This window comes from Betaproteobacteria bacterium, from assembly GCA_016720925.1.
GTDB lineage: Bacteria > Pseudomonadota > Gammaproteobacteria > Burkholderiales > Usitatibacteraceae > UKL13-2.
This window is the reverse complement of the sequence record JADKJR010000014.1, coordinates 1-13,645: the sequence shown is the minus strand read 5'-3', so window position 1 is coordinate 13,645 and position 13,645 is coordinate 1. Positions and strand designations below refer to the sequence as shown.

The window sequence follows — 13,645 nt, the reverse complement described above, 5'->3', positions numbered from 1 at the left end:
CGCTTGGTATCGTTGGCATTCTGGTGTGGCGTACGGTCAGCAAAACCTCATTACGGTCGATATTCAATGGCGTGTTGACGATAAGAAATTTCATGAGCCGGAATAACTTCCCATGGCGGTCACTCAACACAAAGGTGACCTTGTTTACGCTGGTCGTTTTCGTGATCAGCATGTGGTCGCTGGCGTTCTACGCCAGCCGCATGCTCCGCGAGAATGTGCAGCACTTGTTGGGCGAGCAGCAATTTTCGACGATTAGTCTGGTCGCGGCACAGATCGATCAGAACGTTGACGAGCGATTGAGGGCGCTGCAGGAAATAGCCGGATCACTGGGCCCAGAGATACTCGGCAATGCCGCGGCAATGCAGTCAAATCTGGAGCAGCGAGTCGTTCTCCAGCGGCTATTCAACGGCGGCATGCTTGCTACCCGGATCGATGGCACCGCGATTGCCGACGTTCCTGTCTCGGCAGGGCGGATCGGCGTCAATTTCTCGGACAGGGATTTCATGGTCGCCGTAATAAAGGAGGGAAGAGCGACGATCGGCCGGCCGGTCATGGGCAAGGTACAAAAGGCGCCGGTCTTCTCGATGGCCGCGCCGATTCGCGACAAGCAGGGCAGCGTGATTGGCGCGCTGGTCGGGGTGACCAACCTGGGCATACCCAATTTCCTGGACAAGATTGCGGAAAACCCGTACGGCAAGACCGGGGGCTATCTGGTCGTCTCGCCTCAGCACCGGCTGATTGTGACCGCCACGGACAAACGCCGCATCATGGAGGTGCTCCCCGCCAACGGCGTCAGCCCACTCATTGACCGATTCATTCGGGGCTACGAAGGTTCCGCCGTGCTCATGAATCCGCTCGGCGAACAGGTACTGGCCTCGGCGAAGGTATTCCCGCCGCGGGTTGGTACGCCGTCGCCGCGCTGCCCACGGCCGAGGCCTTTGATGCGTTCCACGTGATGCGGCTGCGCCTGCTGATGGCGACGATTCTCGTTACGGTGCTGGTGGGCGGCTTGACCTGGTGGATGTTGAGGCGCCAGATTGCGCCGCTGATTTCTTCTGTCAAAACGCTGGCCGCGCTATCTGACCCGGGTCAGCGCCCACAGCCGTTGCCCATCGTCAGGCAAGACGAAATCGGTGAGCTGATCGGAGGTTTCAATCTCTTGCTTGAAACTCTTTCGCATCGGGACGAAGCACTGCGCGAAAGCGAGGGGCGATACCGCGCCATCATCGAAATATCACCTGTCCCCCTTGCCGTAAACGACGCGAGTGGCAACATCACGTTCCTCAACAAGGCGTTTGTGGAGGTGCTGGGCTATACGACGAATGACCTGCATACGCTTGAAGACTGGTGGCCGCGCGCATATCCGGATACGCAATACCGGCAAACGGTGACCGAACAATGGCTCAGGCATCTTGGTGAGGCAAATGGCTCCGGAAAGCCATTTGTCCCCATGGAAGTCAACATCCACTGCAAAGATGAATCGATACGAACGTTCATGGTCAGTGCCGCGGCGCTCACGGGGCATTTTGCGGGGAATCACTTCGTCATCATGTACGACATCACCGAGCGCAAACGCGCCGAGGCCAGCATCCGGCGCCTCACCCGCCTTTACGCAACCCTCAGCCAATGCAATCAGGCGATCGTGCGGTGCACCAGCGAGGCGGAACTGTTCCCGCAGATTTGCCGCGATGCCGTCACATTCGGCGGAATGAAAATGGCGTGGATCGGGCTCGTCGATGAGACCAGTCAACAGGTCAAGCCGGTCGCTGCCTATGGTGAAGGTAGCGATGATCCAGGCAGCCTGGATATTTCGGTGAACGGCAACGAGCCGCGTGGCCGGGGCCCGACCGGTACGGCGGTTCGCGAGAATCGGTCTTTCTGGTGCCAGGACTATCTCAACGACCCATGCACGGCGCCGTGGCACGAGCGCGGCGCGCAAGCCGGCTGGGCGTCGTCGGCTTCGCTGCCGCTGCACCGCTTCGGCGTCGTCGTCGGGGCGATATCTTTCTACGCCGCCGAAGCGAATGCGTTCGACGAGGATATCCGCAAGCTGCTGGTTGAAATGGCCGCCGATATCGACTTTGCGCTGGACAACTATGCGCACGAAGCCGGACGTAAAGTGGCCGACAAGGCGTTGCGCGACAGCGAAGCGCAGATTGGGGCGCTCATCAATGCCATCCCGGACCTGATTTTCACGAATAGTCGCAGCGGCGAATTTCTGGCCGTTCATGCATCTGATCCACATCTGCTCCTGGTGCCGCCTGAGAATTTCCTGCGTCGAAATATCGCGGATATCTTGCCCAAGCCGATCGCGGAAAAATTCCTGAAGGCCTTTGCGGATGCTGGCCGGCCAGACCTGATTCAGGAGGTGAATTACACGCTGGCGGTGGGCGGGCAGGAGACGCACTTCGAGGCGCGCGTCGTTCCTTCCAGCGCGGGCACCGTCATCTCCATCGTTCGTGATGTCACTGCGCACAAGCAGAACGAGTCCGCGCGCGCAACGCTCGAAATGCAATTGCGTGAATCGCAGAAGATGCAGGCGATCGGCACGCTGGCCGGCGGCATCGCGCACGACTTCAATAACATCCTTGCGACTATTCTTGGCAACGTTGATCTGGCGCGCCAGGACATGGGCGCCAACCCGCTCGCGCTGGAGAGCCTTGAGGAAATCCGCAAGGCAGGAGGCCGAGCCCGCGATCTGGTACAGCAAATTCTGTCTTTCAGCCGTCGCGAATCGACCCAGCGCAAGCCGACCGTGTTGTGCCCAGTTGTCAATGAGTCCGTGCGCCTGCTGCGCGCCACGCTGCCGGCACGATTGATTATCGACGTGGAATGCGACGCCGATGTGCCACCAGTGCTGGCTGATGCCACTCAGATTGCACAAATCGTGATCAACCTTGCGACCAATGCCATGCAGGCGATTCGCAGTGGGTCCGGTCACATCGGTATTCGTCTGGACACGGTGCTACTTGATGTGAGCATGGCGGAGACCCATCCGGCATTGCGCACATTGCAAGCCATATACCCGGGCCGCACGGTGCGGCTCACGGTAAGGGACGATGGGCCGGGCATGGACGCGGCCACGCGGGAACGGATCTTCGAACCATTCTTCACTACCAAGCCGGTGGGTGAGGGCACGGGGCTGGGTCTGTCTGTAGTACACGGCATCGTCCAGACTCACGAGGGTGCCATCGAAGTTGAAAGCCAGCCGGGCAAAGGCTCGACGTTTACCGTCTACCTGCCTGTCGCGGCAACAACGGCCAGCGAGCCGGCGTCAGACGAGGACAAGAGCAAAGGTACCGAGATCTACACTTTGGTACCCGACTTGATCGGCAAGGTGCGTATCCTCTACCTCGATGACGATGAGTCGCTGGTGTTCCTGGTCACGCGCCTGCTGGAGCGTCGAGGCTTCCGCGTCAGCGGCTACACCGACCAGCGTGAGGCGCTTGCCGCGCTGCGCGCCGGCCCAGACGCATTCGACCTGGTGGTGACCGACTACAACATGCCCGGCATGTCGGGGCTGGACGTGGCGCGCGCGGTACGCACCATCCACGCGAATCTCCCCGTGGCGATCGCCTCGGGCTTCATCGACGAGACGCTGCAGACGCAGGCGGAAGGCGCGGGAGTGCGCGAACTGATCTTCAAGGCCAATGCCGTGGAGGATCTGTGTGAGGCGTTTGCACGGCTGGCGCAATCGGTTGGGAATGAACCCCGGAATTCCTGACATTGGAATTCGTCACCGCAGCACAAACAACTCCTGACGGAGTTGTTCTTTTTTCCGTTCGCAGATGATCTGAATCAAATTGTTTGGACACCGTTCAACTATTGTCAGCAGGTATCAGTTTGCGGAAGGGAGCGCGCCTTTGATATGGCCCCCGGTCAGAGTGAGGTCAACAAAGCCTCGCCGCTGCCGATAACCATTCAGCGTCTCCTGCAAATCTGTACGGGAACAACCCGTCGCGCAGAGTAGATAACAAGTTGTTAGTGAATACTCCCTTCGGATCAAGCACATGAAATTCACCGTCAAATGAAACTTGCCTGCATCCCACTGGTTGCCGGGTTGTTTGTCTGCACGCAGCCGTCCGCGAATTCGACGGATCTGTCGGAGCTTTCTCTCGAGGAGCTGCTCAAGGTCAGCATCATTGGTGCTTCCAAGTACGAGCAAAAGCAAAGTGAAGTTGCTGCTGCCGTGAGCGTGATCACGCGTAAGGAAATAAAGGCGTTTGGCTGGCGCACGCTGGACGAAGCCTTGGCCAGTTTGCCCGGCATGTACACCAGCTATGATCGCCAGTACACCAGCCTGGGCACACGCGGCTTTGGCGTGCCCGGCGACTTTAATACTCGAATTCTGCTGACCATTGATGGCAATCGGGTCAACGACGTGGTGTTTGACACAGCGCTGATGGGGCGGGCATTTCCATTGGATATCAGCCTGATCGAGCGCGTCGAATTCATTCCCGGTCCCGGTGGCGCGGTATACGGGCAAAATGCCCTCTTCGGCGTCGTTAACGTGGTGACACGTAGCGGGCAAGGTGTGGGTGGCGCCGAATTGTCGGCGGCATATCAGTCACCTCAATTGGCCGACCAAGGCAGGGCGACTTGGGGAAAAGACTGGATAGCGGATTGGATGTTCTGTTCTCTGCGAGCGGGTATCGCGCAAAGGGTGAAAATCGATTCCTGGTTTTCCCCGGCGCCGGGCCGGGCGGTGCAGATTTTTCCGGCGATGCCCGCGAACTGGATGGTGAGAAAGCCCGGCAGTTTTTCACCCGGATGGACTTTGGTCACTGGTCATTTGATTTCTCGTATGGTGATCGGCGCAAGGACGACCCCACTGGAAAGTATTTCACCGATCCACTTGTCCTGCGCCAGTATCAACGTGACCGTCACTTTCTGACGCAGTTGCAATACCAGGATAACTTTGCAGGTGACACTCTGCATTTATCTGGCCGCATGTTCAGTGGCCGGGAACGCTTTACGTCGCTGTTCAGTTTAGGCACTCCGTTGTTTTCAACCGCTTCCAGCGACTGGTACGGGGGTGAACTGCGTCTGCTTGCCACGCCCTGGAAACAACACAAACTGATGCTGGGACTGGAACATCAGATGAATTCCCGTCATGAACAAACGCTGGAAGATCTCACGGATCCCGAAAACAAGGTCGTGATTCCCGGCTCAGGCTCGCGCCAGGGTGCGTATGCGCAAGATGAATGGGCCATCAGCCAATCCTTGACTGCAACGCTTGGTCTACGCGTTGACCGCAACAATGTCACCGGCACCAAACGGAGTCCGCGCGCGGGCTTGATCTGGCAGGCGACGCCGGCCACCAACATCAAGGCGCTCTACGGCCGCGCCCACCGCGCCCCCAACGCGCTGGAACGCGACTACGACGACGAGATATCCCAGGTTGCCAACCACAAGCTGAACGGTGAGACGATTGACACCCTCGAACTGGTGGTGGATCACCGCATCGGTCGCAACCTGCTGCTCAGGGGATCGGTGTATCAATGGAAAATGGTTGGATTGGTCGTGCTCGGGATGGAGACCGTGAGCGACCTGGCCCAATACCAGAGCGGTGAAGACGTGAAGTCCAGAGGCTTTGAACTTTCCGCCGACAAGACTATGCACTGGGGAGGGCGGTTGCGGGGCAGCCTGACTTATCAAAGTACACAATTCGCAAGCGGTGGCGACCTGCCCAATTCGCCCCACGTCATGGGCAAGGTGAATTTTTCCAGTCCGCTGGCAAACACAGGCTTGTTCATGGGTTATGAGTTCCAGTATTACAGCAAACGGGAAACCGTCGTCAAAGGGGCGTATGCCGGGGGCTATGCGCTCTCCAATCTGAACCTGCTGACCGACAAGTGGTTCAAGGGGACAGAAGTGTCCCTGGGTGTCTACAACCTGTTCAACAAGCACTACGCGCATCCGGGCGCGGATACCAATTGGCAGAACGCACTCGAACAAGATGGCCGCCAGGTACGCCTCAAAGCGGTCTACACCTTTTAGATGATGCTGATGCAACGCCATCGACAACTTTCCCGGCGGCACTCCCGTCTGCCGCCCGGCACATGTTCGTTACGAAAGAACCGTGAGAAGTTATCTCTCGTAATGAAACATCATGTCACCTTACTGGTTGCCGCGTGTTTCGCTTGTAGTCAATCCGGCGCATTTGCAGCAGGCATATCAGAGCTATCGCTGGAGGAGTTGCTGAAAGTCAGCATCATTGGCGCCTCCAAGTACGAGCAAAGGCAAAGCGAAGTGGCCGCGGCGGTCAGCGTCATCACGCGGCAGGAGATCAGAGCCTTTGGCTGGCGCACGCTTGCCGAGGCCCTCGGCAGCCTGCCCGGTCTGTACACCACCTATGATCGTCAGTATGTATATCTCGGCGCGCGCGGCTTCGGGCTGCCGGGTGATTACTCCAAGCGTGTGCTTGTGACCGTCGATGGCAATCGTGCCAATGATCCGGGTTATGACGGCGGTCCGGTCGGTCAGCAATTCCCGCTGGACATGGATCTGATCGAGCGTATCGAATTTATTCCCGGACCCGGCGGCGCGGTGTACGGTCAAAATGCCATGTTCGGCGTGGTCAACGTAATCACCCGTCGCGGCGCCAATCTGGACGGCACTGAACTGGCCCTTGCCTATCAGCGCCCGCAGTCGATGTGGGCGGGGCGCGCGAGCTGGGGCAAGGTACTCGACAATGGCGTCGATGTGCTCCTGTCGGTCTCCGGCATGCATGCGCGCGGCGAAGACCGGTTCTTCGATTTTGGCGCGGCCGGCGTATCCGGCGTGGCGAATGGGCTGGACCGGGAACGCGACCAGGAGTTCTTTGTCCGCGTCGCCCGCGGCCCATGGTCCTTCAGCTTCGCGCATGGCGACCGCCGCAAGGACGACCCTGCCGGCACTTACCTTTCTGACCCGCTTGTGTCGGGCCAATATCAGACAGACGGCTATTCGCTGGCGCAAATCACCTACCAGCACAGTTTCCCCGGCGGCACCGAGCATGTGTCGGCACGCCTGTTCGCGGGTGAGGAACGCTATCGCAGCATTCTCAGCTACGGCGGGCCGCTTTCGTTCCCGGAAACCAGCGACTGGTATGGCGGCGAGTTGCGACTTCTGTCCACCGCATTGGCTGGGCACAAGATGATGCTGGGGCTGGAAGCGCAGGACAATGTTCGCTACAACCAGTACATCAAGGACCTCGCCAACCCGGCCAACGACATCTACATCCCGGGATCTGGTTACCGTGTTGGCGTATTTGCACAGGACGAATGGCGCATCGCGGATACATTAACCGCCACACTCGGCCTGCGTGTCGATCGCAATAACGTTACGTTGACGCAATCGAGCCCGCGTGTCGCGATGATCTGGCAGGCCACGCCCGCGACGACATTGAAAGCGCTGGTTGGCCGTGCGCACCGCGCACCCAACACGCTGGAACACGATTACTACGATGGCGTAGCTTTCGTTGCCAACCCGACGCTCAAAGGCGAGCGTATCGACACCCTGGAACTCGTCGTCGACCACCGGAAGGGCAGTGATCTGACTTTGCGCAGTTCTGTTTACGAATGGCACATGCGCGGCCTCATTACGCAAAACACCGATTTGGCCAGCGGTCTTACACAGTACCGGTCGGGCGAAAAGGTGAAGGCTCACGGGTTGGAACTGTCGGGCGATAAGACATGGGTATCCGGCGCCCGCCTGCGTGGCAGCATGACTTTGCAGGACGTCGCCTACGTGAGCGGCGCGGCGCTGCTCAACTCGCCCAAGGTGCTGGGCAAGTTCAATTTTTCCCGCCCGTTACCCATCGTCGATTTGCGCATGGGCTACGAACTGCGTTATGTCAGCCAGCGCCTGAGTCGCGATGGCAGCAAGCTGGGAGGATATGTACTGTCGAATCTGAATCTTATGACGGACAAGTGGTTCAGGCGGACATCGTTGTCGCTGGGACTCCAGAATCTCTTCAACAAGCATTACACCGATCCAGGCGCTGATACCAACTGGCAGAATGCACTGGAGCAGGATGGCCGGCAGATTCGCCTCAAGGCGACCTATACCTTTTAGCTGATTCGAATGCGCATTCATCTTCGACGCCTTTTCCTCCCAAGCCTTTGCCTGCTGATGCTGGCGACGGCAGGCGCACGTGCGACGACCGTGGCGGAAGAATCGGAATTGAAAGCGGCTTTTGTCTACAACTTCACCCTGTTCACCACGTGGCCACAGTCCGTGCAGAGCTTGCGCATATGCGTGCTGGGTGAACCCACGTTCGTCCCGCCGCTGAAGCGCTACGAGGGCCGTAACGCAAACCGCGCGATGGTAGGTGTGGAGCATGTGAAATCCGCACAGGAAGCGCGCGCCTGCCAAGTGCTGTTTATCGACAAAAGCGAACATGAACGCATCGGCGCCATCAACAAGGCTCTGGCCGGTGCACCAGTGCTTACGGTGGCGGAGGCGGGAGACCTGAACCCGCAGTCCGTCCATATTTTGCTGGTGAAAGACGGCGACCGAATCGTCTTTGATATCAATCAGGCAATGGCTACTGCCGCCCGTCTCGAGTTCAGCTTCAAGTTGCTGAAGCTCGCGCGCAAGGTGCATGAGGGCAAATAGATGAAGTCGCCCATTGCCCGGCAGAGCCTTAAGCAACGCTACGCCGATGCCACGATCGGCAACAAAATATCGATGATCATTGTGGCGTCGCTGGTTGCGGCCATGGTTATTGTCTTCATTCCAAACTCCTGGGTGAGTATCAACAATGACCTGGAAGGTGCACGGGAGAGTCTGCAGACGGTGACGAACATTATTGGGCAAAACCTGCAGGGCCCATTGGTTTTCAACGACAAGAAAGGTGCATTGGAGGTTCTGCAAAGCCTGCAGGCAAGTTCGAATATTGTTCGCGCGGAGGTCAGAAATTCACGTAACGAAATTCTGGCGCAATATTCCGCAAAACGCGGTGACGGATCGGCGGTCGGCTTGATACGAATATTGCCGGTACAACATCGTCAGGTCGTCAGCCAGCCACTTGCAATCGGCTCGCAGTCGTTGGGTTCGTTGACCGTTGAAGCCAGCCTGGACACGGTGTGGGAGGCCCAGTTAAGCCTGTTGATGTCGAGGGCGTTGGTGGCGGCTATCGGTCTCATGCTCGCTATTTATCTGGTGAAGAAAATTTCTGCGCGAATTGTTCAGCCGATCCAGCAGATTGCCTCAATGGCCCGCAAGATTACCGGTAGCGGTGACTATGGCTTGCGCGTGAACAAATCGTCTGAAGACGAAGTCGGCGTCCTTGCCGATGAATTCAACAGCATGCTGAATACCATCAACCAGCGTGATCAGGCCCTTCGGGAGAGTGAAGAGCGGTTCCGTTCCGTTTGGGAAAGTTCGGTTGATGGCATGCGCCTTGCGACGCGTCGGGCAGAATCGTTTCCGTCAACAATGCGTATTGCGCGATGGTGGGCAAGACAAGCGGGGAACTGGAAGGAAAATCACTCGCGGAAGTGTATTCGGCCGACGAAAGCGAGCGGATTCTTCGAGTGTTTGTAAAGAACGCGGTCGCAAAAACGATGAAACGGTATTTTGAAAAAGAGCTTACTCTGCGAATCGGCGACAAACGATGGTTCGCGGTCTCTAACGCGTTCGTCGATTCGCCGGATGGCGCCCCCCGAGTGCTGAGTATTTTCAGGGATATTACCGAGCGCCGGCAATTGGCGCTGGCACTTGCCGACAAAGAGAGGCACTTTACGGCGCTGATCGCAACCACCCCCGTCGGCGTGTTTGAAACAGATCGTGACGGGCTGTGTGTGTTCGTCAACCGTCGCTGGTCGGAACTCACCGGATTGTCGCTGGAAGACGCGCTAGGTGATAGCTGGACAAATGCACTGCACGCCGAAGACCGGGAAAGGGTCCATGCGGAATGGATGGCCTCGACCGCCGAAAGCCGCCCTTTTACGTTGGAGTACCGTTTCCAGCGGCCGGATGGGGGCGTTAGCTGGGTGCTTGGCCAGTCTTGCAGCCTCAATTCCGAAACGGGGGAGCTGATTGGGCATCTCGGCACGATCACCGACATCACCGGGCGCAAGCAAGCCGAAGCCGCCCGCGCCTCGCTCGAATCGCAACTGCGCGAATCGCAGAAGATGCAGGCCATCGGTACGCTGGCCGGCGGCATCGCGCACGACTTCAACAACATCCTCGCCACCATCCTCGGCAACGTTGAACTCGCGCGCGAGGACGTGAGTACCAATCCGCTGGCATTGCAAAGTCTGGATGAAATTCACAAGGCAAGCGCGCGCGCCCGTGACCTGGTGCAACAGATACTCTCCTTCGGCCGCCGCCAGCCGACCGAGCGCAAGCGGATCCTGCTGTGCCCCGTCATCCAGGAGTCCGTGCGCCTGCTGCGCGCCACCCTGCCGGCACGCATCGGTCTGGAGGCACATTGCGAACCAGACGAGCCCGCCGTGCTGGCCGATGCCACCCAGATCCAGCAAATCCTCATCAACATGGTCACCAACGCCATGCAGGCCATGCGCACCGAATCGGGCCACATCCGCATCTTGCTGGATTCGCTGCTACCCGATGTTGCATGGATCGAGGCGCACCACGCGCTGCGTGCCTTCCACGCCAAGCACCCCGGCCGCATCGTGCGGCTTACTGTGCGCGACGACGGGCCGGGCATGGACGCGACGACTCTCGCGCGGATTTTCGAGCCATTCTTCACCACCAAGCCGGTTGACGAAGGCACCGGCCTCGGTTTGTCGGTGGTGCATGGCATCGTGCAAACGCACGATGGCGCCATCGAGGTGGACAGCCAACTGGGCAATGGATCGACTTTCACCATCTACCTGCCCGCCGCAGACGCAGAGTCCATCCCGCCCCTCCCAGCGCGAAATCCCGCGAACAACGTGGCCGCCGCGGAAGCCGGTGGCGGCCAGCACATTCTCTACCTTGACGACGATGAATCGCTGGTGTTTCTGGTCACACGCTTGCTGGAGCGTCGAGGCTTCCGCGTCAGCGGCTACACCGATCAGCGTGAAGCGCTCGCCGCACTACGCGCCGATCCATCCGTATTCGATCTGGTGGTCACCGACTACAATATGCCAGGCATGTCGGGACTGGACGTGGCGCGCGCGGTGCGCACCATCTGCGCGGACCTGCCCGTGGCGATTGCCTCGGGTTTCATCGACGAGACGTTGCAGACCCAGGCGGAAAGCGCGGGAGTGCGCGAACTGATCTTCAAGGCTAATGCCGTGGAGGATCTGTGTGACGCGTTTGCGCGGCTGGCGCAATCGGTACTTGCGAGAGAAGATTTGCCTGAATAAGCCTGAGTTTGTTGCAAACGCGAGCACTGGCGGGTGTTTCCGGCCATTATTGCTCTGAAAGCCGCACCCATGCTTGACTTTGACTAACCGAATTGTCGCAATCACGTCCGCGTCCGCGTCCGCATCCGTACCGACGCATCCAGTCGCCATCGCGCCTGCTGCTGACTTTGCTTATCCCATTCAGCCTACTCGGCGCGCGCGAACGCTTCATCGCCTCCTTACCGCCGCACTGAGACGCAGAGGATTCCCTGGTTTTTAGCGCCCGGTTATCAGGCATTTCGCAATGCTGAATGCGCGCGAGCGCTCAAAGTGGTGGTGCCTATAAAAGTCAAACAATAGATACTTCGGTATCCAGAAATGAGACACGTCGCCGCACAGCAAGTCAACCAATGTCCACAAGCCGCTGGATGCGCGGATCGGTTTGCATTTCTCGTGCAGCCAAATGGAAGCCCAGAGGAAGCCTCAGAGGAAGCTCTGGTAAATGTCGACACGGGCCGCGGGCGGGCGCTATCGCAGGTGACGGTCATGCCGCGATTTGAATCGTCGCATTCCGGCGTGCTATGCCAGCTTGTTCAGGAAGCCACCAACGCCATTCGGCCTTCGTCGTTGCGCCGGACAGAATCATCCGATCGCAAATTGCACCGGGATTCGCGCCTTACTCCTTGTGCATCGGCGGATTCCCGACACAAGAATTCACAATCGGTGCGCTGGAACGTGCCGCAAATGTGGACGGCTTCATAACGTTGCCGGTACGCGATCACTTATTCTGAGAATCACACAATGTGCCCTTCCCACCGCATCAATTCACCTACCTTGTAAAGGTGCCGCATGTCCTCCCTTGACCGCAGTTTCCATTCCTCCCACGCAATTCGACATTCGCTGATTCCCGGCGTCATGCCACGCGCCGCTAATGTCGAGCGCTGGCGCTTGTGCAAAGCCCTCGCGGTATTGATGGCCTCCATGGCATTGTTCGTTGCCGGCCCCGGGCTCAAAGTGGTCCACGCCAAGCCGTTGGCTGGCCACACGCATGCCAAGATCGCCCATGATCTGGATGGAGAAATCAACGAGACCCGCGCACCTAAAGCAAAATGGGCGCGCGATGTGAACGGTGTCCGGCACGTCCAGGTCGTCATCGTCAGCGACCCGCCCGATGCCGAGATGACGGAACTGCGCGCGCAGGTACTGCGGCTCGGCGGCTTCGGTTCACGCGGTCCATCCAGCCGTGCATGCCATCACGGTGCAGCCCATTAAGCCGGTTGCGTGCAAGGCCTGTCCCAGCGCGACGATGTGGTCAGCGTCTCGCCGAATCGTGAAACCCAGCGCACATTCAGTACGCTTGAATCCATCACTGGCGCGCTCACGAGCAGTGTGCGCACCTATAGTTCAAAGACGAGCTACAGCGGCCTGGACGGCAGCGGCATCGGCATTGCGATTCTGATTCCGGCGTCATGCGCGGGCACGATGCCCTCAACAATGGACTCGGCCGCGTCAAACGCAACGTCAACATGCGCAATGCGAGCCTGGCCAACTGGGCCACCGGCACCAGCGGCACGACGTCGCTTCAGCCTGGCAGCAGCGCGTTGAAGTCCTACGAAGCCGCCATCGCCGCCGACTCGGCAATCACGCACGACCCCTACGGCCACGGCACCCATGTTGCGTCCGTGGCGGCTGGCCGGTATTTCACGCCAAAAGACACCGCGTCGCCAGACATCAACGGCATTGCGCCCAAGGCCAACATCTATGACGTGAGAGTGCTCGGTGACGCCGGCTTTGGCACGGTGAGTGATGCGCTCGAAGGCATTCAGTGGGTGATATACCACGCCAAGGAATACAACATCAAGGTGATGAACCCGAGCCTGGCGACCGACCTGACCGAGAATTCGGCAGACTGATCCACTTTGCGGGCGGTTCGCAGCGCCAGCGCCGCCGGCATCACGGTCGTTGTCGCGGCGGGTAACTTCGGCCAGAACCTCTCCGGCCAGGAAAACTATGGCGTCATCAGTTCGCCGGCAACGATCCTTCCGTGATCACGGTGGGTTCGGCCAACACCAAGGGCACCAACGCGCGCAATGATGACAGCATCATCTTTTCAGTTCGCGCATCCCGAGCCGCGGCTCTTATGTTGACACCAAGGGCGTTCGCCAGATCGACAATCTGCAAAGCCGACCTCGTGGCAGCCAGGCAACAAGATCGTTGGCGCCGCGGCCACCGCCAACAATACGCTTGACTGGAATCTGCTGGCCACCGTTTTCAACAACGCACTGGTGGCACCGCTGGGCCTCAAGCCCACGCTGACCGAGACGGAAATGCTGCTGAGCGGCACATCGATCGCCGCACCAGTT

10 protein-coding genes are annotated in these 13,645 nt (G+C 59.0%); all 10 read left to right on the top strand.

Annotated elements, in window-relative coordinates:
• Nucleotides 1–92 precede the first annotated feature (92 nt).
• Nucleotides 93–956 (top strand): cache domain-containing protein, encoded by an 864-nt coding sequence (locus IPP88_17145; GenBank protein ID MBL0124372.1) that lies wholly within the window; start codon nt 93–95, stop codon nt 954–956.
• Entirely contained in the window at nt 956–3,724 is a 2,769-nt protein-coding gene (locus tag IPP88_17140) for a GAF domain-containing protein (GenBank protein ID MBL0124371.1), read from the top strand. The genes IPP88_17145 and IPP88_17140 overlap by 1 nt, the downstream gene beginning before the upstream one ends.
• Before the next feature lie 303 nt (nt 3,725–4,027).
• Nucleotides 4,028–4,894 (top strand): TonB-dependent receptor plug domain-containing protein, encoded by an 867-nt coding sequence (locus IPP88_17135; GenBank protein ID MBL0124370.1) that lies wholly within the window; start codon nt 4,028–4,030, stop codon nt 4,892–4,894.
• A gap of 107 nt (nt 4,895–5,001) precedes the next feature.
• Complete coding sequence (locus tag IPP88_17130) at nt 5,002–6,000, top strand: TonB-dependent receptor (protein MBL0124369.1); 999 nt, start codon at nt 5,002–5,004, stop codon at nt 5,998–6,000.
• 102 nt (nt 6,001–6,102) lie between these two features.
• A complete protein-coding gene (locus IPP88_17125) occupies nt 6,103–8,058 on the top strand; it encodes a TonB-dependent receptor (GenBank protein MBL0124368.1) in 1,956 nt (651 codons plus the stop codon).
• A gap of 9 nt (nt 8,059–8,067) precedes the next feature.
• On the top strand, nt 8,068–8,601 hold the full coding sequence (locus IPP88_17120; GenBank protein MBL0124367.1) for a YfiR family protein: 534 nt from the start codon (nt 8,068–8,070) through the stop codon (nt 8,599–8,601).
• Nucleotides 8,602–9,531, top strand: a complete 930-nt coding sequence (locus tag IPP88_17115) for a HAMP domain-containing protein (protein ID MBL0124366.1) — start codon at nt 8,602–8,604, stop codon at nt 9,529–9,531.
• 20 nt (nt 9,532–9,551) lie between these two features.
• A complete protein-coding gene (locus tag IPP88_17110) occupies nt 9,552–11,303 on the top strand; it encodes a PAS domain S-box protein (protein MBL0124365.1) in 1,752 nt (583 codons plus the stop codon).
• A gap of 828 nt (nt 11,304–12,131) precedes the next feature.
• Complete coding sequence (locus tag IPP88_17105) at nt 12,132–12,554, top strand: hypothetical protein (GenBank protein ID MBL0124364.1); 423 nt, start codon at nt 12,132–12,134, stop codon at nt 12,552–12,554.
• 197 nt (nt 12,555–12,751) lie between these two features.
• Entirely contained in the window at nt 12,752–13,195 is a 444-nt protein-coding gene (locus tag IPP88_17100) for a S8 family serine peptidase (GenBank protein MBL0124363.1), read from the top strand.
• The last annotated feature ends 450 nt before the right edge of the window (nt 13,196–13,645 follow it).

Coding starts and splice junctions, on each gene's coding strand:
- IPP88_17100 (MBL0124363.1), top strand. CDS start 12,752: ATGCGCGGGCACGATGCCCTCAACAATGGACTCGGCCGCGTCAAACGC.
- IPP88_17145 (MBL0124372.1), top strand. CDS start 93: ATGAGCCGGAATAACTTCCCATGGCGGTCACTCAACACAAAGGTGACC.
- IPP88_17115 (MBL0124366.1), top strand. CDS start 8,602: ATGAAGTCGCCCATTGCCCGGCAGAGCCTTAAGCAACGCTACGCCGAT.
- IPP88_17135 (MBL0124370.1), top strand. CDS start 4,028: ATGAAACTTGCCTGCATCCCACTGGTTGCCGGGTTGTTTGTCTGCACG.
- IPP88_17120 (MBL0124367.1), top strand. CDS start 8,068: ATGCGCATTCATCTTCGACGCCTTTTCCTCCCAAGCCTTTGCCTGCTG.
- IPP88_17125 (MBL0124368.1), top strand. CDS start 6,103: ATGAAACATCATGTCACCTTACTGGTTGCCGCGTGTTTCGCTTGTAGT.
- IPP88_17110 (MBL0124365.1), top strand. CDS start 9,552: ATGAAACGGTATTTTGAAAAAGAGCTTACTCTGCGAATCGGCGACAAA.
- IPP88_17105 (MBL0124364.1), top strand. CDS start 12,132: ATGTCCTCCCTTGACCGCAGTTTCCATTCCTCCCACGCAATTCGACAT.
- IPP88_17140 (MBL0124371.1), top strand. CDS start 956: ATGCGGCTGCGCCTGCTGATGGCGACGATTCTCGTTACGGTGCTGGTG.